Source organism: Streptococcus suis (assembly GCF_046032515.1).
GTDB lineage: Bacteria > Bacillota > Bacilli > Lactobacillales > Streptococcaceae > Streptococcus > Streptococcus suis_AL.
Window position 1 is genome coordinate 15,764 of the sequence record NZ_JARQPJ010000004.1, and the last position, 22,250, is coordinate 38,013.

Here is a 22,250-nt window from a genome sequence, read left to right on the forward strand (position 1 = left end):
GAACCTTTGGAGGTTGGAAATAGAGCGAACTTTGTTCGCAACAGTCGTAATGGTCAGATTTGGAGTGTGAAACACGAACTGCTGAGATTTGCTTTGCAAATCCTATCTCCAACCTTAAACAGTCCCCCAGACTGTTTAAGCCAATCAACCACTGCGCTGAGATGTTGACACGAACTCTGACAGGCGGGCTTAAAATTTCATTCTATTACAAACGTGCGTTCAATTCTGCCCCAAGTTCTTCAAATCCTGGTTTACCAAGAAGAGCGAACATATTTTTCTTGTAAGCTTCTACACCTGGTTGGTCAAATGGGTTGATGGCATTGAGGTAACCAGAAATCGCAATTGCCAACTCGAAGAAGTAGAAGGTGTAACCAAGTGTGAACTCATCTTGTTGTGGAAGAGTGACAAACATGTTTGGTACGCCACCATCTGTGTGGGCAAGCAATACACCATCCGTTGCTTTTTTGTTTACAAAGTCAACATCCTTACCTTGCAAATAGCCAAGACCATCAAGATCTTCTGCCATTTCAGGAATCAAGATATTTTTTCTTGGTTTGTCAACACGAACCACTGTCTCAAAGATATTGCGGTTTCCTTCTTGGATAAATTGTCCAAGTGAGTGCAAGTCTGTTGAGAAGTTAGCAGATGTTGGGTTGATACCTTTTTGGTCCTTGCCTTCTGACTCACCAGCCAATTGTTTCCACCATTCGCTGAAGTATTGGAGTGATGGCTCGTAGTTTGCCAAGATTTCTGTTACATAGCCTTTTCTGTAAAGGATGTTACGAACAGCTGCATATTGGTATGCTTCATTCTCAGCAATCTTATCTGATGTGTAAGTCGTACGAGCTGCGTTTGCACCTTCCATCAAGGCATCAATGTCTGCACCAGCTGCCGCGATTGGCAAAAGACCAACTGCAGTCAAGACTGAGAAACGGCCACCGACATCATCTGGAACTACAAAGGTTTCCCAACCATTTGCATCTGCTTCAACCTTAACTGCACCTTTTGCCTTGTCAGTTGTCGCATAGATACGCTTGTTAGCTTCTTCTTGACCGTATTTCTTGACAAGCAATTCTTTGAAGACGCGGAAAGCAATTGCAGGCTCAGTTGTTGTACCTGATTTTGAAATCACGTTAACTGAGAAGTCCTTATCTGCCACGTAGTCCACCAAGTCAGCAAGGTAGCTTGATGAGATAGAGTTTCCTGCGTAAAGGATTTGTGGAGCTTTACGCTCTTCGCGAGTTTGCAAGTTAACAAAAGAGTTGCTCAAGAAATCAATAGCTGCTTTAGCACCGAGGTAAGAACCACCGATACCGATTACTACCAAAACTTTACTTTCATTTTGGATTTTAGCTGCCGCTTCCTTGATACGCGCAAACTCTTCTTTGTCGTAGTTTTCTGGCAAATCCAACCAGCCGATAAAGTCGCTACCAGGACCTGTTCCTTGACGGAGCATTTGGTCTGCAAGGGTAACTTGTGGTTGCATGTATTCTACTTCTTGAGCTCCAACGAATTGGCCCAAGACTTTTGAATAATCAAATGTAATATGTGTCATGTTGTTCCTCCATTTATGTACCATAATATGATAACGCTTTATCATATTTTTTTCAAGGGATTTGTGAATTTTCATTCATTTTCATAAAAATTGACGCTCTTTTTCGCTGACTTGGGGAAATAGCAGAGCTGACTTTCAGGTAAAAGTCCTCTAAAGTTTGTCCTGTCTGGGCAACACTTATCATCTGAGGAAGGAGTTTTGACAGGAGCCACAAGGGTAGGAGGCTGAGGTACCAGATTGCCATTACCTCAAAAATAAACCGATTATTATTACCTCGTTTGAGATAGCGACCACGGTATTCCTTACGTAGACTTGGGTGGGGGATGTAGATATGAAAATCCCATTCTCTCCGACGAATCAATTCCATGAGAAGCGGAAAGAGAAAATTCAAGGCCACCAAAACAGTCTTTCCCTGATCATGCAGGGCCAGAGCTCTTTGAATATAGACCTGTTTGTAGTTTTTGTCCTTAATCGGACGCGGGGTGGACTTTCGCTCTTCCTTACTAAGATGACTGACGCTGGAATTATCATACTTAATATCCGACATTTCTAAATCTACAACATTCTGGTATTTTTTAGCAAGGGTGGTCTTGCCCATACCTGGAAAGGCAAATACTAACATAGCTCGATTCCTCTTCTCATACTAGATTAACCTTAGGATAGCACCCATTTCCAAAAGAATCCTTAAGACTTGAAAGTAGTATAGCCTATTTCTTAGAGAAATCAAGGTCTACAAAGAAAAATACATCCCTAGACGGAGGAATTGCCCCTATTTCTAAAAACGAGCCAAAGAAAACCCTATGAAAGCTTGATTTCAAAGGATTTTTAGACTATACGAAAAAAGAGCACACAACAATCGTTATTGATTACATATAATTACAAAACTCAGCAAAACATTACTGAATAAAGGTTTTTCAAGTAGCTTCATTACCAAAATATACAGAATTAAGCATAATTCTACAAGTGTTCTGCCCCTATTTTGCCCCTATATAGGTTTGTTATCAAATTATTTTAAAAAAGTTTGTAAAAACACTTGACTACTATTATAAATAATAGTATAATAGATACATAAGGTAAGGGGAGGTTACCTTAGACAAGGAAACTAACAGAAAGGAGTAACAAATGTTTAGGTACTTAAAAAAGCCAATCAAGATAAAGAATAATAAAGTAGTCATCAAACTCAATCTTATCATTCTAACTCTTGAATGGCACTTCGAATTGGATAGTGAGTAATCACTATCCACCCCTTCGGGGGTGTACTTAAATGTTATCAAAAAATGCTATGAAAGTAAAATACAAAGTAAATAAACACGGTTTTGACTGGAAAGCCTTCCTAGCGTGGTCATTGCTCATTGCATTGATACTCTGGTTGGTTTTCAAATAAGGAGTATATATGATCCAAGTATTATCAAAGGAAGAAATGATGAACTTCTTCCAGACACATTCGCGATATCAAATTGCACAATCCACGGGCATATCAGAGCAGACCTTGGCAAACTATGTCAAAGGTCGGACTGATATTGGCGGCATGTCTTTTGATAAAGTGATAAAGATTACTGCATATTATCAGAGTTTGAGCAAATAAATTCCATCAAAACAGACATTTTCAAAAATGTCCATCAAAATAGAAAATAGCCCCCAGCAATCGCTGAGGGCTTTGCTTGTGTATTAGACTGGTTTCTTTTCCAGCTTGTAAGTTTCACCGTTGATGATGACTTCAATGCCATCAATCGTGATGTCAATGTGATCTTTGCTACCGACCTCTGTGACGGTAGCAGTATCATACTTGGACAGTGTCCCATTTTCCGACTCAATGGCTTTCAATCGGCTTGACGCTCCGACAATGTAGCTGTCAAATCCACTTGCAGCATAATCATAGACCGCACCACCAACTTTGAACATGCCTTTGACAGCTTCTGAGAAAGTCTTAGCTCCTGATACTTTGTAAGAGCCACCAGCTCTAAGCAAATAGAACCAGTCTGTCAGGAAGTCATCTACGCTGGCATAGTGCATATAGTGACCACCTTCATTTGATGGACGGGCAGAGCCTTGTGTGACCGTGACACCGCTTGGACGGTTGCCTTGACCTGTCCAGGTCATTCCACCCCAATTGTTGTCTGCTTTACCAACTGCTGACGTTCCCCAAAGGCCCTCATAGTGCAAAATAGTCAGAGCATAGCTTGGCAAGATATCATGCTTTTTACAGTTAGCCAGAATCTTATCCAGCACAGCTTTTTTCAAGATAGCACCATTGAAAGATAGGTCTCCTTCTTCTTTGCTTTCTGTGGTTTGTCCAGTTGGCTCAGTTTGGCTTGTTTTGGATTCCGTGTCCTGTTTTACCTCTGGACCCTTTGACGGCTCTGAGGGCTGTTTTTTGAGCAATTCAGACACACGTTTTTGCACAGCCTCATATTGGCTACCAAGTAACTTTTTACGAGTTTCACCATTACCATGCTTGCCTTTGATTACCTCTTGAGCAAGCTCATCAATGCTCTTTTGACTTGCCGTAGCTTTGCCATTGATAACTGCCATGACAGCCTCGTATTGATTACCAAGAGCTGCTTTCCGCTGATTTCCGTTTCCGTATTTTCCAGCCAAAGTTTCCTGTACCAAGGTTTCAAGGCTTTTACCCGATGTACTGGTTTGATTGGCCAAGCGGTACACATAGCAATACATCCAACCATTAGCAGCAGCCGTCTGATTGTAGTTATCAATCGTAATGCCATTGCGAGCATAGTTGCAGTGGATAATGTTGTCAGGGTCAATAAAGATACCAGTATGACCACCAGCACCAGCAGACTGTCCACGACGACCCCATATAAAAATATCCCCACGCTGTGCATCCCAGTCAGTATTTTCTGCAATTAGTTTGTAACCATTCTTGACTAGCCAATCATGCTCATACTCTGTATTGACTGCCCAACCAGCCGAGATAGCTCCAGCAGACATCAGAGCGTAGTAGACAGAGCTGGAACAGTCAAAAGAGTTCGGACCGTTCCGATAATCCATTGAGTAAGTCACACGGCCTTTGCGGTCACTCATCCAACGTAGAGCAGTTTCAATATTCACTCCCATAGTTACTCCTTCCAGGCATTGTTCATTTGCTTAACGGCAGACTCTACAAAGACGGTCAAATCTTCGTCAGTCATGTGGATGTTGTATTTGGTTAGTTCATTTAAAATAGCTTTTTTAGCTTCAGCAAGTTTGTCTTTGCCCTTAAAGCCAGTTTCTGTAGAAACCTGTTCGACCGCATTGACTGCATTATAAGCCAAAATTTCAACGATTTTGATAGCCTTCTCGCCACCCTTCGCCACAATATAGCTCTTGATAGCACTAATAAGCGTACCTCCCAAAATTGTCAAAATTCCGAGGGCAGCACTGATAATGATTTCTGAAATGTTTGTCATGGTTATTCTCCTCTTTCAAAATGGTCCATGCGATCGTTCATTCGGACCAACTCTTTTTGCACATCTACCAAGGTGTCCGAAATTCTACCAAATTGTGTGTTTGTTGCATCTAAGTGAGCCAACAATCGCTCTTCCCTCATTTTAGAGTCAGCTTTAGATTGGTCGTAAAATTCCATCAGTTTAGCTTCACGTTTGTTGGATGTTTTCACAAGATAACTAACCACAATGAAAAATAAAATGATAAACAAAATAGCCCAAGCCACTTGGCTTTGAGCTATTCGTTCTGCGTGTTCGATAGGCAATAGAATTCCTCCTATTCTTTTGGCAATGTCGGGTCTGTCCAGTCTGGATTTCCGTTTTCGTCAAACTGCATGATGTAGAACTCCTCATTGAAGAGATCAGCAACGTCGATTGTTGTTGTAGTCCCGCCCCATTGGTTAAAGGCCCATACAGTTTCAACTTCCACAAATTGACGACGGCCATTGACAATACCTGGTCGACGTTGGACATCACGGTACATATAAAAATCATTTGTCGCATTCTTGCAGCGAATAAATTCCCCATTGTCCTTCATGTACTGCAATGCAGTAGCAAGGTCAAATGGTTCTGTAATTGTAGAAAGGTCAAGTAATGTGTTGTTAGTAGTTTCAGTCATGATTATTCTCCTTCAATGATTTCTGGTTTAGTTTGTTCGTCGAGTAGAGTTTCCAGTTCAGAAACTCGCTCTTGCAATTGATTGTTTTGCTGAGACAAGACCTGTTTATCTTGTTCAGCAGCTGTCAACTGGACAGCTAGCAGATTCTTAGTCGTTGACTCTTCTGCTAGCTTGCTTGTTAATTCATCGATCGTCAAGCGTAGAGCTTGGATGAGTTGTTGTTCTTGAGTCATATTATTCTTTCTAGTTTAGAATCCATTAGGGTAGTAAGTATAAGAATCAGCATTTGGACCTTTTGAGAAGTTTCCATTGAAAGCATTGAGAATGTCACGTAATGATGAATAGGTTCCATTTCCTTTCATAATCCACACATCTCCAACCTCAATTCGACTGTTCCGCTCTGCTGCTCTATTGTGAGGTGCAATTCTTAGACCAGAATCAAGGGTTTTCACATCCCAACCATCAGGATTATCAAAAGCAGAGCTTGCCAATCTGATTTCATCTCCAACTAAGTCCAATGAATCTATATTTGCACCATTCCAAGCACGAATACCGACAAATCCACCGTCATTTGACGATTCAGAATTCCAACGATTGGATCCAATTACGGTCACTCCTGCATTCCCTTTGCCAGAAACCGTACCTGTTGCAAACTTAACAAACTGGGTAGGATAGCCAGTTAAAACACGCTTGAGTGCTGCTTGGTCTGTGTAGTACATAATTTGACCAGCATTTAGGTTGACTTGCATTGCTCCGTTTGTTGCCGTCAGGATTCCGCCTGAAATCTGACTAGCAGACATGGTCACTGCTTGAACCTGGGTGATGAATGCTGACTTGGTAAAGAGCTGTTTTAGATAAGCGTCATTGGCCATGAACTTAGTAAAGAAAGCTTGGTCAACCTTTAACTTGTCTGCTGTGATTGCTTGAGAGTCGATAACGTTTGCATTTAATTTAGCAAAGGTACCATCTGCAACAAAGAGCGTTCCAAACTTACCATCAATCGCTTGAATTTCATCCGCCAAGGTCTCGCCCTTCAAACGTATTTTTGCCGCATCCACCAAGAAACCGTCTTCCGCCAGATTGATTTGCTGGATAATTTGACCGCTAGAACTCAAATTCTTAACTGCCCATGAATTTTTGAGCTGGCTGACCTGTGTCTTGAGTCCATTAGTACCAGACACCTCTGTGACTAGTCCTTTAGCCGTCTCAATCGCTTGATAAATGTCACCACCGCTTGAAATATACCGCTCAAATTTGCTTGCAGACTGGATAGCTTGCGAGATACTTGATCCGTCGCCAATGAGGCGCTTGTGAGCATCTACAGTGTCTTTGACTGTATTAAACAATACTGTTGTTGGAAATGGCGCAATGTAAGGAGTCGCAACAATTCCTTCCTCAAGCTTAATATTTCGAATTCTAAATTTTTTACCAGTTTCTGAGGAATCACACACAAAATTGATGTAATTAAAGATATTAACAGGTCTATTTAAGACGACTGTATAACGTTTCGGTGTTTTGTTGATGAGTGTCAACTGGTCTGGACTGCCAAAGTCTGATTCAAATCGTGCTGTTTCTGCAACAGTATCAACCAAATAAGCTTCATAACTGACAACATATTGTTTTTTTGACGGGTTGATATCATCTGAGTAATACCAATGGAAGCCAGACCACTTATTTTTAATCGTAACCTCAATCCAACCATCATCAGATTGTACAAAGCTCGCACCTCCAGTTGCTCTTAAATCACTAAAAACAACATCAAAAAGATTTTGATTGACTTCCGTCGGTATCAGACCTCTTGTTTCTGTAATCTGACGCTCAAAGCTACCAGCTGTCTCTTGCACAAGATTCTGCACAGTCGTTGATAATGCATAAGGTTGCAATGCACTATTAGTGATATACCCACGACCTGTGATGTTATTATCAACATCACTCTTAGTCTGATACCCTTTGTCTGTGATTGCTTTATCGACTTGTGTACTTGTCAGACGTTTGCTTATTTCGTTAGCATTTTGAGTGATTTTTGCACTTGCAGTATTGATTTTCCCGTCAAGCGTCTGCGTGGTTGATGTTAGCTCGGTCAATTTGCGGTCAACTGTATTTTGATAAGTCGCTAGATTTTGCTTGGCAGTGTCAGCGGTCGTCTTAATATCATTGAGTTTCAACGTTGTTCCGCGGACATTTTCGTCATAGGTAGACTTGGCAACGTAGTTAGTAGCAATCGCGGTACGCTCGGCAGTTAACTGTCTCGCTGTCTCCTCTCGACTAGCCGTCAGATACTGCTCAGCTCTATCCCCTTCCGCATTCTTATAGATTTCTAAACTTTCCAGCCTTGTCTTGATTGCATCAGCCGTCTGCTGGGCGTAAGTCTTGGCATCTACTGCTTTACCGTCAACCAGTTGGATTTGGCGGGACAGCTCTGCACTGTTTTCGGATGCGTTGCGGACATAAGTGGCGATTTCGTGACGGAGGTCTTCCGGTGAAGCCCGCCAGCCTAAATTAATATTCCCACGTCTGAGCGACACTTTTTCAAATTCCACTTCCCCGGTGAAATCTCTTGCATAGACATGAAAGTTAAGAGCACCTATCTGGCTTCGTGGCACATTTACTTTGAAAGTAGTGGTAAACTGTACAATTCCCCTATTATTTACTGTGTCCAAACGACTGGTTGTCAAGTATGTTGAACCAAACCATGTATTCGCACTATCATTCTTTCTACCATCTATATAAATTGCTAGATATGGATTTCTAGAACCAGCTACAAAATTGGTAACTTTAACTGAAATGGACGCGATATATACTTGATTGACGTCGTCATTAGCTGTCTGAGATTTTATACTTTGGTAAACAAGCTTAGTTTTATTAAACTCTCCTATAATTCGTGCTTTACCATCAACTATAGTCACTCCGTTTCCTTGCCATTGGTCCAAGTTTTCATTGAATGAACTATTGAGAAGAAGGTTGTCTTCTATCCGCAAATTCTCAAACCTCTCCTGCACGCCAGCCAAACCAGTCTCAATCGTACCAGTCCGACGGCTGATACTATCAATCTGCCCTGTCTGAGCGTTGACTGTCTGCGTTAGTGCCTCATATTGGGTCCTCGTTTGACTCAGAGTGTCCTCTACCGTCCGTGTCCTGTTGGTCACGCTAGCGATAGTTTGAGTAGCCTCATTCATGGTTCGCGACAGTTCTGCAACTGTTGACCTCGTACCATCAGCCAGAGTCTCAACCGTCGTCACACGGCTAGTCAATGCCGTCTGCGCCTGTGCCTGTGCTAAAATCTTGCTAGCTTGCAAGTTAAGGTCATTGCGCAAAGCTGTAGCACTTGCTTGGCTATCTCTAGCCTTTTGGTCAGCACTAGCGATTGCCGTCTGTAGCTCAGATTTAGCAGTGTTTAAGGCTTGACTGACCGTTGCAACCTGCGCTCTCGCATCTGTAATAGCCTCGGTCTTGACCTGGTTGGCTCTAGCGATGGCGTTTGCCGCATCAGACTTGGCCTGGTTGGCAAGGGCTTCGACAGACTGAGTCTTGGACAAAATGTCTGCGACCTGTCTGTCATGTTCCTGTGCCTGAGCTTGCATAGCAGTATCCAAATCATTGATTTCAGTAGAGATTTCCTGTTTGATGGCATCAGCATAGCGTTCAGCCTCTGCCTTTGACTCCTCGATACCGTCGTTGATTTCCTCGACTCGCTTTTCAAACTCAGCGTCAAAGGCTTGGTTGGCATTCCTGATAGCTCGTTCAATGGCTACTTCTTGAGCGGTTTTATTGGCACTCAAAATCACATCAGCAGCATTAGACACGCCACTAGATACAACAGAGCCTCCAACCCCAGGCTTATCATCAAACGTGATAGAGATGTACTCTTCTGTCAAAGCGTTGTATTCATAAGCGACAGCCTTCTTGTAGAGGTCTACATCGTGCTTCTTGCTCTTGATGTTGACTGTATCGCCCAGATGGATAGCTTGACCATCTAACTCATAAGCCTCAATCTCAATGGCATCGGATATCTTATCAATACCCTCGTTCTTAAACTTAGCTTCAGCCCATTTTCTCAACTCATCCACTGTCTTAGCGTTATTATTCTCATAATCTTTTTCGTTGATGTATGGATAATTTCCAATAAGTGGACTATCAACTGTCACGGTGAAGGTTGTTTCTTCCTCAGCACCTTCAGCCTTAAAAGTTGACTTAGCGTGTATCCTAGTGACCACGCTTTGAGAGTTCTTAGTCCGTTGATAAGACTTGAGATTCTTGTGGGTTGTGATGACCACTCCACGATCAGCCCCACGGCTACGCTTAATTGACATGGCAAAGTTATCACGGACAAGCTCGCCTTCCCATGTACCAACAATGCTGTGCTTGCCGTCCAGTAGGACTGAGTAAAGAGTCTCTGTTTCAGTCGTATTAAAGGTCCGACTATCCATGATGTCGCTTGTAAACGAAAAAGCCCCAAGATCCGTCTTGGCATTTTGGACCATTTGAGACAGAGCCATAGCACAGCCTTGGCCAACCACACTCACAGGCTTGATTGACCGTTGCATGACATCGTCAGTAATATGGTAGGCAGTGATGTCCAGACTATCATCATTTTCTACAGGCTTTTTTATCCTAAAAAGCTGTGGACCGAGGACAGGGGTTGGAGTCTTTATCAGCATATCTTCCTTGATAAGCTGATAGATACCTGTGTCCGTGATAGGATAGCGGACAGTCAAAGTAAAATCACCGTTGATTTCTTCTTTGACAATAGCAGAGCTCGCTTCATGCAATGGAATACCATTCCATTTTACTGTCTTGACATCCTTATCAAGTAAATAAAGCAACTATGCCCACCCCCAAACTGTTTCAAATTTTAATGATGTTATGCCTGGTCCCAAAACCACACCAACATTCTGTCCCTTAGCTGTGTCAATTGTGATAAAATCGCCAGACCACTTAATGAGCTTTCCAGTAACCGTCTTAAAGCTAGGATTGTCAGGATCATTGACCATCACAAGCGATTCTGAGAGCTTTTCAAGCTTAATGACTTGACTGCCAATCGTAAACGATGTCTCAGAAGCACTCTGACCGACCACTGTTATCTTCGGAAATGCCAAAGCTGACCCTTGCACCCTCAAAACCCCATTCCCATTCAAAGTCTGGGTGTCTGTGGTCTTAAAAAACTTAGTAGGGTGACAAGTAAAGGTCGCCTTGGTTACATAAAGACCAGGTTTCTCTTGTTCAGCATCTGTGGCACTGACCTTGTAGCACCAAAGCCTTGTTGTCTTTACACGTTCATTCTCAAACCAAAACTTTTCACGGATAAATAAGCTCATGAACTTATTCAATTGTTCCTCTGTTGGCTTGACAAGATAGATTGTGTAGGATTTTTCAATCAACCTACGGTGCTTGTTGGTCTGCACAATCGCTCCACTAATACCGTCATGCTCCAGCAAGTTAGTCTTGCTGTCTCCCAACGCGACAGAAGGGGACTCATGCACAATCACTTTGAAAGGAAATGACGATGTCTTCACACCGTCAATCACTAATTCATTATGTCTAATCATGTTTACCCTCCTCTCAATTGTGTTTTACGTTGTAACTCGTCTGCGATACGCTGAGCAACTTGATTAGCAATCTTCGTGATATCAGCTTCTTCACGGACAACATTGCCTGTGATAGTGATATTGATGGTTGGGGTGCTACCTCCCATTGTCTGAGCGATACCGCGGCCAATGGCTCCAAGTGTCTTATCATTAAGCGGTAAGATAGCTTCATTGCCTGCCTCACCACCAACCATAAGATTATTACCGTTCATGCCAAATGCTGTCGGCTTGGTCAAAATACCACCCTTGGCATACCATTCAATACCGATTTTCGGCACTCCACCTTTCAACCAATCCAAAGGGTTAGCTGAGCCAGAGATACTAAAATGTGGCAAAGGAATGTGTGGCCAACGAATTTGAAAGTTGAACAAGCCCTTGATAGCGTTGATAGCATTTGAGACAGCATCTCTTGCACCGTTGATGGCATTGGAAATACTGTTCTTGATGCCGTTCCAGATGTTTGAAACCGTGTTTGATATTCCATTGAGAATGTTGCTGACGGTTCCTGAGATAGAATTCCAAATGTTTGAAATCGTTCCAGATATACCGCTCATCACATTTCCGATATAAGATTGAATAGCGGATAGGATTGTCTGGACAATGCTCTGAATACCATTCCAGACAGTTGAAAAAACTCCTTTTATCGTTTCCCAAGCACCTGACCAGTTCCCGTTGATGATCTGCATGACTGCTGTGATAATGCCCAGGACAACGTTAATGGCTGTTTCAACAACAGTCTTGATAACTTCCCAAACAGTTGAGATAACCAATTGAATGTTGTTCCAACTAGCTTCAATAAGCGGACCAAGTATGCTCATGACAGTCTGAATGACAGATTGAATAGCATTCCAAATTGTCTCAGCGGTTGCTCGAATCAATTCCTGATTCTCTGCCCACCAGGTAGATAAGGTCCCCCAGATAGACATCACAAAATCAGATATTTGCTGAACAATCGTATTGATAACAGACATAATGGCATTCCATATCTCTGTAACAGCAGTTCTGAAACCTTCATTATGTGTCCATAGCTCTTTAATAGCAATGACGAATATTGCTATTGCGGTTGCTACTCCAACAACCACAGCGACAATAGGTAAGAATGATGCTATTAGTCCAAGTATCGTTGTTTGAGCTGCCATTGCCGCTGCCTGTAGTGCTAGAAAAATTGGTAGTAATATTCCAATTGCAGTCATTACCAAACCAAATACTACAACAGCTTGTTTAATCGGCTCTGCTAACCCATTAAACCATTCAACCACGCTCTTCAATACATCAACTAACACTTCCATGATTGGAGCTAACACTTCTGATATAGCGTTCCCAATATCAGCCATGGCCAGTTTCGCTTCATTTTGAGCTGTGGTGAATCTATCTATCGGATCTAATGTTGCTTCATACGTTGTACTGACAATACCTGCAGAATTTTCGGCTGTTTTGCTCAAATCTTCAAATGAGAAGGTACCACGTTTGATTGCATCAATCATTTGAGGGGCTTTCTTTGCCCCAAAAATTTCCATCGCAATGCCCATAGCTTCTGTTTCGCTAGTGCTATGTTTAATTTGATCAATGGTTTCTGCTAAACCTTCCTTCAAAGTCTTTCCTTGTTTAGCATAGGTTCCTGCAGCTTTTGTTAAACCTGATAAAGCGGAAGATGAATCCACACCGGCCTTCTCAAACTTACCAATTAAGGTAACACCCTCATCAAATTCCAGTCCGAGGGCTTTGATTTGTGGTGCACCATCTATTGCTTTCTTCATCAAGTCATCAACTGATACACCTGTCAACTGAGCAACATACGTTGTAGAGTCTAGAACATCGCTCAACCAATCAACCGAAAGCCCGTAGGCTTCCAAGGCTCGCTTAGAATTGACCGTACTTGATGCAACATCAGTTCCGTTGATTTCAGCAAATTTAATCATATCCTCTGCCGTTAATTGCAGAGCTTCTCCCATCAACTGAAATTGAGTATTGACTTCACCAACAGCACTACCAGCAGTTTCAAAATCCGTAGGGATTGAGGTCGCTATATTTTCAGCTATCCCAATCATCTCATCCAGAGCCTGTCCTGTTGTACCAGTCTTAGTGATGATAGTATCCATACCAGCATCGACTTCTCTGAAAGCTTCCAGTGCATTCTGCCCAAGCTCTATCAACTTGTCACTAACTTGACTGAGCTTATCACTGAAATCCATGAGTAAGTCAGCTTTGAGTAATTGGTTTGTTTCTGATAAGTCTGACTTAACACTAGCACTAGCACCAGTCATTCCATTCATTTCAGACTGCAACCCATTGAATGCTGCCTTGGTTTCGTTCAAGGATTTCTCTAGTTTGTTTGCTTCAGTGGAGTTCTCACCGTACTCACTCTTCGTTAGTTCCAACTGTCGCTCAAGATTCGAGATTTGTTTTTCCACAATCTCGGATTGAGCAGCAATCTTCTTCTGAGCCAGGGCGACTTTTTCAGATTCTGAAGCATTCTGACCGAGCTCACTCTCTTGTAGTTTGAAAGCACTGGTCACTTTGTCCATTTCGGATGCTAACTGGCTCTGCTCACTCTGTAGGTTGTTCAGTTGGCTGACATTGGTTTCTACAGATTGACCATTATTGGCCAGAGCTCGATTGACATTTTCAAGCTTATTCTCATAACCCTTGAGAACATTTTGAGTAGTTTCCAGTTCACGTTGGAAAGCACGGTACTGATCAGCTCCGATATCTCCATTCTGGAATTGCTTCTCAACCTGTGCTTGGGCTTGTCTCAGAGTTTCAAGTTTCTCCTTGGTATTTGATACCTGCTGTTGTAAGACTTCCTGTTTCTGGGTCAGCAAGGTTACATTGCCAGTATCAAACTTCAAGGCCTTATCAATCTGTCTCAGTTCCTTGGTTGCTTCAGTAGCATTTTTGTTGACATCTTTCAGAGCTTTCTGTAAGGGTTGCGTGTCGCCATCGATTTCAATCTTAATCCCTTTGATGTTACTTGCCATTTGTTTCCTCCTTTCTTTTGAAGATTGCCGACCCACCCACCTCAAACGAAAAATAGCAGAGCTTACAAGCTCATCTATGACCGAAAGTCCACTTACTACAGGGAACTTGACCTTAGAATCACTCTCTCAGCACTGCTAATTTCTTAAAAGTTGTCAAAATCTTCTTGAGTAGCTTTTCTTTCGCCACCCTTATCTTTACTGCGTAAATTCACATAATCCGTCTGATAATCCAGAGCCATCCCGATTGAAATATGCTTTAAGTCATCAATGGATAAACCAGTCTCCTTGCAACAAGAGAGATAGGATTCTACTGTAAAGATTTCATCGCTTGCAGATTCTGACGAGTCTGTTTCTTTTTTGTCTGCATACTCGCATTCAACATTTCCATCAAGTCTTGTCCGATTTCTTGAACAGGGAATTCTTCCATTTCCATGAAGAATTGAGCATAAGGCTTGATACGAGGGTTGGCAGACTTAGCAAAGGTCCAGAAAAGACGGTTGAAGAACGTCATATCAAAGTCAGCAAGGGCCGACATATCAATGTCACTTGCTTGTAATTCCTGACCAGGTTCCAACTTATCAAGTTTAGACAAGAGTGCTTGACTATTCAGCATTGAAAATAGATCCTGGAAATAGTCCTTACCAAACTCTTCCTTGTAAGCAATCGGGGTGTAGCCATTTGTGGCTAATTCATACTCCTGATCACCAATCGGTATGATTTTACGCATGCAAGACCTCCTTATCCACCAACAGCGGCTGGTTCATAGACTTTTTTGAACCAGTTATCATATACTTCCTTCTTATCTGCCGAAGTAATAGAGCGTTTTACAACTGAATCAAGTGGACGCGGACTGGAATTGAAAGTCAGTTCTCGTTCATTGACGCTCGTACCACTCTTTGTCTTAGAGCCAGTTGCTGGACGACTAGCAGAGCAGTAATAGAGCACATAGCGGGTTTTATTCTTATCCCCTGAAAATTCGAACATCATTGCAAACGGTGTTTGCTCGGCATTACCTGTTTCTGTCAAGACCCCTGTCTCGGTATCTTTAATCTCACCGAGAATTTTAGTGGCAAATTGTTCGATGATATGAGGTACTTTCCACTTACCCTCATAGCCTTCATTGGCATTCATGAAGTGATAATCCATATCATCTGCTTGAATAGCACCTGATTCCCCTTTTGGTTCAAGAGTGATTTCCATTGCACCAGGGAAACGAAAAATATCTCCGTAAGTCAGCACCCCAGTATCAGCATTGATTTCAGTGATTGGTGCTATGTGCACATTTTTAAGACCATAGGTCACTTTGTTTTCCATGTCATTCCTCCTCTAGTAGAGATAGACTGTGTAAAGCTTGACATAAAGCCTTTCAGTCTCAATAAAAGTTTCTTCTTGAGCTTCAAAAAAGAGCTCATGGTTAGACCATAGCTCTTCCAAACGCTCCTCCAAATCCTCATCCTTTCTCTCAAATGCCAACTCAACAACCACTGACTTAATCTCATGGTTCCTTGTATTGTCAGCAGAATTGACAATAGGATTAGATTCGAAATACACAAGGTAAGGCATATCAGGGACGTTCCCTTCTTGATATGCTCGATAGGTTACAGGCAACCCAGCCTGTTCTAAGATATCTGCAAATTCTGATAGCTTCATCGACCAAGCTCCTTAATCCGTTTTTCAAAGTTTTCTTTGACCTTTTCCTCGACAGGTTTGATATGAGGTTGTGCTTTACTACGACCACCATTTCGTAACAAGTGACTGTTTTCCAGTAAGTGAGTAAGTCGGTAAGTTGGTGCAGCATTATGGACCACATACGACCCCTTAGCGTTCTTCTTAAACCGCCAATTCCTAGCATACTTTCCATACCTTTTAGGACTAGTTACTTTCAGTTCGTCCACGGCTTCACTGGCCACATCTTCAGCAATAAGATCAACTTCATCTTCTATCTCAGACGAATACTCAGCTAAAGCTTTAGCAATCTCATTGGCTAAATCCTTGCTCATGATAATTTCTCCGTCAAGGTTAATTCAAGGGTTTCAAGGTCAACAGGATAGGTCTTAAGGATGCGGTATCTTTCCCCTTCGAATTCAGCCAATTCTTGATTATCGTATTCAAAGCTGTGAATATCAACTACTAGACTTGGACGAATGCCTGCCTGATTGGCTTGGTAAAACTCTGACCTGGTAATTGACTTCTTGCGACAAAGCAAAACACTCTTTACTTCCTCAGTGATGTTCTGCTTCAACTTGTCTTTCCCAGTGATTTTCTTTGCTATCAGAGTGATTTCATGATTCCACATTGCTTGTCACTCCTTTTGATGAAACTTGCAGATTGTGTAATCGCCATTGAAGGTGACGTGGCATATCCACACCACCTTCATAACGATAAGCAGCAAAATCAACCACAAACATCTCATGATCAGCTCTAGCAGAATCCAATTCGACACCGAAAGTCTGTGATAGTTCAGAAATGACGGCATCAAGAATTTTCTTCAACGGCTTATTCCTGAGAGTGGTTGAAATGCCTAACTTCAGTTTAAGCAATTCTAATAGCTGATCAGTGTCCATGACTATTCCTCTGCTTTCTTAGTGGTACGTTTCCGCTTTGGTTTATCTACTGCTTCATCAGCAGGCTTGTCACTTTCTGGAAGCTCTGGCTCTTCTTCAGTAGATTTGTCATCTTCTGGAAGTTCTGGAGCCTCATCGACCGTAGTCAAAAAGATTGACCCAGCTGAATTTGAGCCAGTCAGCAAACCTTGGATGAAATCATCCGAAGGTTTGTGACCAGCACGAGGGTAGGTTTCATCCAAAGCGTAATCGTATTTATTTGGGTCTGTCAAGTCCTTGAAAGGACGGATAACTTTGTAAACCATTGACTACCTCCTTACTGAACGGCATCGGTGTAAGTCACATAGAAACCAGCGTCAGCATCAACAACTTCTACATCGAAACGGTTAGCAGTTGCTAAATACTGACCATAGATTTTATCATCCTGCCATTTCACAGTAGTTTGGGCACGGTCAAATAACGTTGCAAACTCTGTCACATCCCCGATGAATGCTTTCATGTCGCCTTTTGAAGTGCCAATAACATCATCTGGATAAACATAAATCACACGACCAGCAAACTTGTACCCAGTAGGAGAGGTAATATCCGTCTGCAACATATATCGACCGTCTTTATCCTTAATTTTATCCAAAGCTGCAAAAAGAGATTGGGTGGCTACGATACTAGCATTGTAGTATGGTTTCAATTCAAGATTTAAAATATCTTTCAAACCATCAAGTCCAGATGCATTTTTTGCAGTTGCTTTCTTCAATACTTTCGCAATTTCAGCGTTCTTAGTGATACGTTCCTGATTCATTGCCTGCTTAGCGACAAGCCCCATCACATCATAATCAGCGTCATCAATCAATTCTTGAGAAACTGGCAAATGACCACGACGAGTTTCAATCTCATATGAAACTTTTGTGAAGGTAGGTTTTGCTAAATCAGGATTCTCAGCTAACTCCTCAACCGTATTCATGACCTGGTCAGTCAACTTAATCACAGACCACTTACCACTTGCATTGCGTACTTTAACGACGTTTACCAGCGATGTTAAGTCTGTTTCATCACGTTTAGCTTCTTTAGGGCGAAGCAAATCTTCTGGGATTAGGGCCTCTCCTTCAGTAGACTTAAATCCGTCGCGTAATTGCCCCTTAGTTCGCAAATAATGGTTAAACGCTTCACGTTCATTCATGTCTTTCTTACCTCCTCGGCTTTCTCCATAGCGTGGAGCATTGCGGTTTTGTTCATCGATTTGCTTTTGAAGGTCCTCGATTTCCTTTTCCAATTCAGCCTTTTCAGCTTCTTTGGATTCCAGTTCTGCTTGAAGTTCCTCAAGAGTTTTCTCAACAGCTGACACTTCTTCCTCGGTCTCAGCACGTTCCAACTTCTCTGCTTCAAGAGCAGTACGTTTCTGCAAGTCCTTGATGGACTCTTCAAGTTCAACTACTTTCGTAGCTTTAGCTCGCATACGAGCACCAAAAATTAGAGCTTTATTCATAGCTTAAATTTCTCCTTTATTTCTTTTTTACGCTTATCAAGCATTTCACGATTTGCACGTAGTTGACATTCAAAGTCCTTCTGACGTGCAGCAATTTCAGTCTGTGGATATGCTGGGAAAGTACAAGGACTAACTTCAAAGATTTCAAGATCCAAGATAGTGTCCAGGTAAGAACCGTCATCACGATTTTCCGTGTTGATTTTGATTGGGAAGAAGCCAAAACTACAGCCAATCACATCCCCACGTTGAACACGAGCATAAGCACCGACCGCTTGTGGGTCATCCTTGTTGATGATAATATCGCCAAACAGACCAACATCATCAACACCGAGCCGCACTGTGTCATTTCCAGTCCGACCAAGCACCAAACTATGGTCATGATTAAATAAGGCACGGATGTCAGCATCTTTAATAGCCTTTTCAACACCCTCACGCTTAATCACTTCAAAATAACCAGGCCAAAGTTCAGTCTCTTCATCAAACTTGATAAAGTAGCCACTCAAAATCAAATCACCAGACTCTTGTTCCTCACGAGTTTGAAATTGTGTGGCCATGTAAGCCTTACGTTTCTGCATCGGTATTTCCTCCTTCCTTGTTTAATTTGCTCTGATTGCCTAACTCACCTTGTGGCAGATAGTTTTCAAGAACAATGATGTCATCCATTTCAGGATCAGGAGTCATGCCAACCCAATCTCTCCACTCATTCCGACGCATAGCAGCACTGTTTGTCATCTGTTGAGCAACAGTTGACAACTCTGTAATGTCGTAAGAATAGAGTGACCGTGGATTGAACTTGAAATAACGATTGCTAGATACCAGCAAATCCCTTGTCAATGTCTGAGTGATCGTTGTAGCAATGCTCATGACCGTGGTATTGACAAAGTTGTTGTATTCTTCCTTGTTGAAGTCCCCAACGCCCAGAATAAAAGCTGGCACTCCCAAAAGCCCAGCCACTGTCTTCTTGTCAATCTCGACCGATTCATTCAAAGCAATGTCATTCAGATTCAGCGGTTTGACTTGCTCAACTTCCATAAGGGCATCAGGTATGATCCACGGCTCTCCTGACTGGCTTGTGGATAGATACTTCTTAGCAATCCTGTCACGGCCTTCTTGACTGCCCAACTCATCACTGGATGAATCGACCTTGACAATCAAGCTCGGAACATTCTTTCCACTCATGAAACCTTTTTTAGTCTGAGTAGCCAAGTTTAGATTGCGGACAATGTCCTTCAAAGCCAACCGATACCCTGTTCCGACATAAGGACTATCTGGATCAGGATTGATTGCAAAGTGGACAACATCATCAGGCTCATATTCCCTACCCTTGTAGCAAATCACATAGTCTAAATCATTGGACTTAAAAGAGACCTCATCCATCGGGAAGGGCCTCAAGTTCAGAATATAGTCTGTCACAGGGTCATACTCGACATGAAGGACAGAATTACCGTCGCCATACAGCAACAAGTCACGCACAATCTTGAAAATCCAAGTCTTCCTGGTCATGTGTGCACAAGGATTGATGTCAATCTTCCGAGCCAAGCCGTCCTTGATACGAATATCACCCTTGTCTGTGTTTTCCATCAGATGTATGGTCATATTCGACACCATATCAGCAATCTTATTGACAGCCAGTATCACATCAGGATTCCTGGCAAGCGGCACATAACCATCACCCTCAAAGATAATTCCAAAATCCGAGTGACTGAGCATACTCACAGTAGACTGCGGCTTGCTCCTCTTACGGAACCTATCAAAGAAACCCATTCTTTCTCACCTCCTTTCTAACCTAATCAAAGAATTGCATCACATTCTGGTTCTTGCCAAGATTAGCAAGAGCCTGGATACATGAAAAGACGCTGGCATCAAACAAGTCAATCCTTGCGGTACCACCGTCACCGTCTAATTTTTCGTATTGCACCGCATCATCCACCTTCTCAATCGCTCTGACATTGCTGACACAGTATTCATAGGCCTCAGAATGAAGATAGTAAAACTCCTTATTCTTAACCTTGAACTCAATCCGTCTGAACCCTTCTGATTTCAGATAGAAAAGCTGTGGTTGGTCAATCATTTTGAACTTAGCCTTTTTCATCTTTGTTAAAAACTCACGACCAAACTTTCTATCCATACCGACAGCAGCAATCTTGAAACCTTTCTGCCTCATCTCAATGAACCACTTCACAATATCGTCATAGAGGACTGTTGGAGTGTTGCTCATTGTCAACCAACCATCTGACTGCCACCCAAAAAGTGGAATACCATCATCATTGGCTTTCTTCTGAGCATTGACACGAGGAAAGAAAGCGTGAGTGATACAGATGTCAATGTCTTTCTCACCGTCATTGTAGATGCCGTAGAGTGCAGCAGCGGTCAAGTCATGCAAGCGTGACAAGTCCGCCCCGCCGTACCACTTAATCGGCAAGCGTGCCAGCTCTTCCAAGCTCCAATCATAACAATCATCACTAGCAATAAACTCATCAGGATTGAAGTAGGCATTCATGGAGTTAGTAAAGACATTCAAAGTCTTGTTGAAGAACTCATTTCTTGTCTGTGGATCATTCATGGCTTGTTCAGCCTCAGCTCTCAAAGCAGGCATGGACACCGTGACACCCCAAGACGGATTGGCCATCTTCAAAACATTGTCGTCCAGATAATCTCCGACATCGCCATCTGTCGTCTGGTTAGCCTTGCAGATGAAAATGAACAACGATTCATCAGTGATTAACTGCTTGAGGACCTTCTGACAGTATTTCAGCCTGTTAGCAAGGAATCCTGTTGGAATATCCCCAGCCGTTGAGATAACAAAAAGCATACTGTTACGGTATGCCGACATTGTTTTCTTCATGAGACCATACTTTTTAGAATTTCGCATAGTGTGAGCTTCGTCAATGACAGTAACATTACCATTCAGAGAGTCCAAACGGCTCTCATCATTGGCCAATGCCTGTATATAAAACGAACCATCATCTCCAAAATTTGCTGTGATAGAGTGTTCTTGGTTGTTGTCCTTGATACGGATAGACTTATCATTCCACCGTTCCACATTGAACTTGATGAAGTTGAAAGCTTCCAATGCCTGCTTGACTGAGTTTGCTACGATATAACATTTTGAACCACTATCAGCATCCAAAATCTGATAAAGCAGAGCAATAGCAGCAGTAAAACTGGTCTTACCGTTTTTTCGTGCCAGCATTATCAAGGCTTCCTTGAACCTACGCTCATTTGTCCCAGCATGATAGAAACCAAAGAGATTGACAACCGTGAAATGTTGCCACGGTTGCAAAATCAGCGGCTTGTTTCGGATAGACATGGCAAACATATCATCTCCTTGCTGATGAACAATTGAGTTCTCGATGAAGTGAACAGCAAAATCCACTATATCCTCATCAAGTTCATAGGCTGGATTTTCCAAATCCCTCAAAAAGCGTTCAGCAGCTAAAATCCGTTCTTCGTTATGTTCCTCTTGATAGCTCAGGACATAATCAACATAGGCTTTAGCTTTTCCAAGATTGGTTGTAGCGTGGCGAAAATCGGCAAAACGTTTTTCAAAGTCTTTATCCATCTCTCACCCGCTTCTTTTTCAGTTCATTTTTAAACTTCATAACCTCTGCGAGTGGTGAGCCTTTGTCCTGCTCGACCACCTCACCCAGTGACTTTGGATTAAGCATAAGCTGGTTTGAATAGCTCAAGATGTCTTTTCTGAGTATTTCCATTGCAGTCAAGATTGGAACTTTACGCTCGTTCTCAGCACCAGCCTTGTTGACATAGACATCTGTGACAGGATAGCCCATGTCAGCATAGTCTTGAGCTAGTTTCTGGTACTGAAACAACATCCCAGCAAAGATATCAATGATCATTTCAAATTCTTTTCGATAGGTGCCCAAGTCTTTCATCTGCTTGACCACTTTTGACTTGATTGACTTCACTGTAATTGGTTTAGCCAAAAACTAACCCCCTTTCTACAAAATCGCTGAGTTTTTACCCCCTTTTTGTCTGAGTGCCTCCGACTTGGAAAAAGTTCCCTTC

At 42.3% G+C, this 22,250-nt stretch carries 23 protein-coding genes; 1 reads left to right on the forward strand and 22 read right to left on the reverse strand.

All coding sequences use genetic code 11. The features are described from left to right. Positions 1 to 205: 205 nt before the first annotated feature. Positions 206 to 1,555 (reverse strand): glucose-6-phosphate isomerase, encoded by a 1,350-nt coding sequence (locus P7J49_RS02875; protein ID WP_408569264.1) that lies wholly within the window; start codon positions 1,553 to 1,555, stop codon positions 206 to 208. Between the two features lie 52 nt (positions 1,556 to 1,607). Further along, positions 1,608 to 2,177, reverse strand: a complete 570-nt coding sequence (locus tag P7J49_RS02880; protein ID WP_044687453.1) for a hypothetical protein — start codon at positions 2,175 to 2,177, stop codon at positions 1,608 to 1,610. Positions 2,178 to 2,948: 771 nt separating this feature from the next. Here P7J49_RS02880 and P7J49_RS02885 point away from each other — a divergent pair. Then, complete coding sequence (locus tag P7J49_RS02885; RefSeq protein WP_221864723.1) at positions 2,949 to 3,140, forward strand: helix-turn-helix domain-containing protein; 192 nt, start codon at positions 2,949 to 2,951, stop codon at positions 3,138 to 3,140. Positions 3,141 to 3,223: 83 nt separating this feature from the next. Here P7J49_RS02885 and P7J49_RS02890 read toward each other — a convergent pair whose 3' ends face one another. The 20 genes from P7J49_RS02890 to P7J49_RS02985 form a co-directional block, all read right to left on the reverse strand. Further along, positions 3,224 to 4,630, reverse strand: coding sequence for a peptidoglycan amidohydrolase family protein (locus tag P7J49_RS02890; RefSeq protein ID WP_408569266.1), 1,407 nt, complete (start codon positions 4,628 to 4,630; stop codon positions 3,224 to 3,226). Positions 4,631 to 4,632: 2 nt separating this feature from the next. Then, the gene (locus tag P7J49_RS02895) at positions 4,633 to 4,962 is read right to left on the reverse strand and encodes a phage holin (protein ID WP_024402342.1); all 330 of its coding nucleotides are present in this window, start codon (positions 4,960 to 4,962) and stop codon (positions 4,633 to 4,635) included. Positions 4,963 to 4,964: 2 nt separating this feature from the next. Next, the gene (locus P7J49_RS02900) at positions 4,965 to 5,264 is read right to left on the reverse strand and encodes a hypothetical protein (protein ID WP_221864721.1); all 300 of its coding nucleotides are present in this window, start codon (positions 5,262 to 5,264) and stop codon (positions 4,965 to 4,967) included. Positions 5,265 to 5,275: 11 nt separating this feature from the next. Continuing rightward, positions 5,276 to 5,617 carry a hypothetical protein gene (locus tag P7J49_RS02905; RefSeq protein WP_408569268.1) on the reverse strand — a complete coding sequence of 114 codons (342 nt, stop codon included), beginning with the start codon at positions 5,615 to 5,617 and terminating at the stop codon, positions 5,276 to 5,278. Between the two features lie 2 nt (positions 5,618 to 5,619). Beyond that, positions 5,620 to 5,850, reverse strand: coding sequence for a hypothetical protein (locus tag P7J49_RS02910; protein WP_044675236.1), 231 nt, complete (start codon positions 5,848 to 5,850; stop codon positions 5,620 to 5,622). Positions 5,851 to 5,865: 15 nt separating this feature from the next. After that, complete coding sequence (locus tag P7J49_RS02915) at positions 5,866 to 10,440, reverse strand: phage tail spike protein (RefSeq protein WP_408569270.1); 4,575 nt, start codon at positions 10,438 to 10,440, stop codon at positions 5,866 to 5,868. Then, entirely contained in the window at positions 10,441 to 11,163 is a 723-nt protein-coding gene (locus P7J49_RS02920) for a phage tail protein (RefSeq protein ID WP_408569271.1), read from the reverse strand. Between the two features lie 2 nt (positions 11,164 to 11,165). After that, positions 11,166 to 14,180 carry a phage tail tape measure protein gene (locus P7J49_RS02925; RefSeq protein ID WP_408569273.1) on the reverse strand — a complete coding sequence of 1,005 codons (3,015 nt, stop codon included), beginning with the start codon at positions 14,178 to 14,180 and terminating at the stop codon, positions 11,166 to 11,168. A gap of 307 nt (positions 14,181 to 14,487) precedes the next feature. Beyond that, positions 14,488 to 14,907, reverse strand: a complete 420-nt coding sequence (locus tag P7J49_RS02930; RefSeq protein ID WP_024402336.1) for a hypothetical protein — start codon at positions 14,905 to 14,907, stop codon at positions 14,488 to 14,490. Between the two features lie 11 nt (positions 14,908 to 14,918). Then, the gene (locus P7J49_RS02935; RefSeq protein WP_408569275.1) at positions 14,919 to 15,494 is read right to left on the reverse strand and encodes a major tail protein; all 576 of its coding nucleotides are present in this window, start codon (positions 15,492 to 15,494) and stop codon (positions 14,919 to 14,921) included. 12 nt (positions 15,495 to 15,506) lie between these two features. Continuing rightward, positions 15,507 to 15,830 (reverse strand): hypothetical protein, encoded by a 324-nt coding sequence (locus tag P7J49_RS02940; protein ID WP_408569277.1) that lies wholly within the window; start codon positions 15,828 to 15,830, stop codon positions 15,507 to 15,509. Next, positions 15,827 to 16,180, reverse strand: coding sequence for an HK97 gp10 family phage protein (locus P7J49_RS02945; RefSeq protein ID WP_024390627.1), 354 nt, complete (start codon positions 16,178 to 16,180; stop codon positions 15,827 to 15,829). The genes P7J49_RS02940 and P7J49_RS02945 overlap by 4 nt, the downstream gene beginning before the upstream one ends. Next, positions 16,177 to 16,476: a phage head closure protein gene (locus P7J49_RS02950; RefSeq protein WP_408569279.1), complete on the reverse strand. Its 300-nt coding sequence runs from the start codon at positions 16,474 to 16,476 to the stop codon at positions 16,177 to 16,179. The genes P7J49_RS02945 and P7J49_RS02950 overlap by 4 nt, the downstream gene beginning before the upstream one ends. Continuing rightward, the gene (locus tag P7J49_RS02955) at positions 16,463 to 16,744 is read right to left on the reverse strand and encodes a hypothetical protein (RefSeq protein WP_408569281.1); all 282 of its coding nucleotides are present in this window, start codon (positions 16,742 to 16,744) and stop codon (positions 16,463 to 16,465) included. The genes P7J49_RS02950 and P7J49_RS02955 overlap by 14 nt, the downstream gene beginning before the upstream one ends. Before the next feature lie 2 nt (positions 16,745 to 16,746). Beyond that, positions 16,747 to 17,049: a hypothetical protein gene (locus P7J49_RS02960; protein ID WP_408569282.1), complete on the reverse strand. Its 303-nt coding sequence runs from the start codon at positions 17,047 to 17,049 to the stop codon at positions 16,747 to 16,749. Between the two features lie 11 nt (positions 17,050 to 17,060). Beyond that, positions 17,061 to 18,224, reverse strand: a complete 1,164-nt coding sequence (locus tag P7J49_RS02965; protein WP_408569284.1) for a phage major capsid protein — start codon at positions 18,222 to 18,224, stop codon at positions 17,061 to 17,063. Continuing rightward, positions 18,221 to 18,799 (reverse strand): HK97 family phage prohead protease, encoded by a 579-nt coding sequence (locus tag P7J49_RS02970; RefSeq protein ID WP_408569286.1) that lies wholly within the window; start codon positions 18,797 to 18,799, stop codon positions 18,221 to 18,223. The genes P7J49_RS02965 and P7J49_RS02970 overlap by 4 nt, the downstream gene beginning before the upstream one ends. Continuing rightward, positions 18,786 to 19,988 carry a phage portal protein gene (locus P7J49_RS02975; RefSeq protein ID WP_044760611.1) on the reverse strand — a complete coding sequence of 401 codons (1,203 nt, stop codon included), beginning with the start codon at positions 19,986 to 19,988 and terminating at the stop codon, positions 18,786 to 18,788. Before P7J49_RS02975 ends, P7J49_RS02970 begins: the two co-directional genes overlap by 14 nt. Before the next feature lie 22 nt (positions 19,989 to 20,010). After that, positions 20,011 to 21,786 (reverse strand): terminase large subunit, encoded by a 1,776-nt coding sequence (locus tag P7J49_RS02980; RefSeq protein ID WP_408569288.1) that lies wholly within the window; start codon positions 21,784 to 21,786, stop codon positions 20,011 to 20,013. Continuing rightward, positions 21,779 to 22,168 (reverse strand): P27 family phage terminase small subunit, encoded by a 390-nt coding sequence (locus P7J49_RS02985; RefSeq protein ID WP_408569289.1) that lies wholly within the window; start codon positions 22,166 to 22,168, stop codon positions 21,779 to 21,781. The genes P7J49_RS02980 and P7J49_RS02985 overlap by 8 nt, the downstream gene beginning before the upstream one ends. Positions 22,169 to 22,250 lie beyond the last annotated feature (82 nt).

Coding starts and splice junctions, on each gene's coding strand:
- P7J49_RS02965 (WP_408569284.1), bottom strand. CDS start 18,224: ATGAATAAAGCTCTAATTTTTGGTGCTCGTATGCGAGCTAAAGCTACG.
- P7J49_RS02940 (WP_408569277.1), bottom strand. CDS start 15,830: ATGAAGCTATCAGAATTTGCAGATATCTTAGAACAGGCTGGGTTGCCT.
- P7J49_RS02930 (WP_024402336.1), bottom strand. CDS start 14,907: ATGCGTAAAATCATACCGATTGGTGATCAGGAGTATGAATTAGCCACA.
- P7J49_RS02880 (WP_044687453.1), bottom strand. CDS start 2,177: ATGTTAGTATTTGCCTTTCCAGGTATGGGCAAGACCACCCTTGCTAAA.
- P7J49_RS02980 (WP_408569288.1), bottom strand. CDS start 21,786: ATGGATAAAGACTTTGAAAAACGTTTTGCCGATTTTCGCCACGCTACA.
- P7J49_RS02945 (WP_024390627.1), bottom strand. CDS start 16,180: ATGAGCAAGGATTTAGCCAATGAGATTGCTAAAGCTTTAGCTGAGTAT.
- P7J49_RS02895 (WP_024402342.1), bottom strand. CDS start 4,962: ATGACAAACATTTCAGAAATCATTATCAGTGCTGCCCTCGGAATTTTG.
- P7J49_RS02875 (WP_408569264.1), bottom strand. CDS start 1,555: ATGACACATATTACATTTGATTATTCAAAAGTCTTGGGCCAATTCGTT.
- P7J49_RS02890 (WP_408569266.1), bottom strand. CDS start 4,630: ATGGGAGTGAATATTGAAACTGCTCTACGTTGGATGAGTGACCGCAAA.
- P7J49_RS02905 (WP_408569268.1), bottom strand. CDS start 5,617: ATGACTGAAACTACTAACAACACATTACTTGACCTTTCTACAATTACA.
- P7J49_RS02950 (WP_408569279.1), bottom strand. CDS start 16,476: ATGTGGAATCATGAAATCACTCTGATAGCAAAGAAAATCACTGGGAAA.
- P7J49_RS02960 (WP_408569282.1), bottom strand. CDS start 17,049: ATGGTTTACAAAGTTATCCGTCCTTTCAAGGACTTGACAGACCCAAAT.
- P7J49_RS02935 (WP_408569275.1), bottom strand. CDS start 15,494: ATGGAAAACAAAGTGACCTATGGTCTTAAAAATGTGCACATAGCACCA.
- P7J49_RS02955 (WP_408569281.1), bottom strand. CDS start 16,744: ATGGACACTGATCAGCTATTAGAATTGCTTAAACTGAAGTTAGGCATT.
- P7J49_RS02975 (WP_044760611.1), bottom strand. CDS start 19,988: ATGGGTTTCTTTGATAGGTTCCGTAAGAGGAGCAAGCCGCAGTCTACT.
- P7J49_RS02920 (WP_408569271.1), bottom strand. CDS start 11,163: ATGATTAGACATAATGAATTAGTGATTGACGGTGTGAAGACATCGTCA.
- P7J49_RS02910 (WP_044675236.1), bottom strand. CDS start 5,850: ATGACTCAAGAACAACAACTCATCCAAGCTCTACGCTTGACGATCGAT.
- P7J49_RS02970 (WP_408569286.1), bottom strand. CDS start 18,799: ATGCAGAAACGTAAGGCTTACATGGCCACACAATTTCAAACTCGTGAG.
- P7J49_RS02885 (WP_221864723.1), top strand. CDS start 2,949: ATGATCCAAGTATTATCAAAGGAAGAAATGATGAACTTCTTCCAGACA.
- P7J49_RS02925 (WP_408569273.1), bottom strand. CDS start 14,180: ATGGCAAGTAACATCAAAGGGATTAAGATTGAAATCGATGGCGACACG.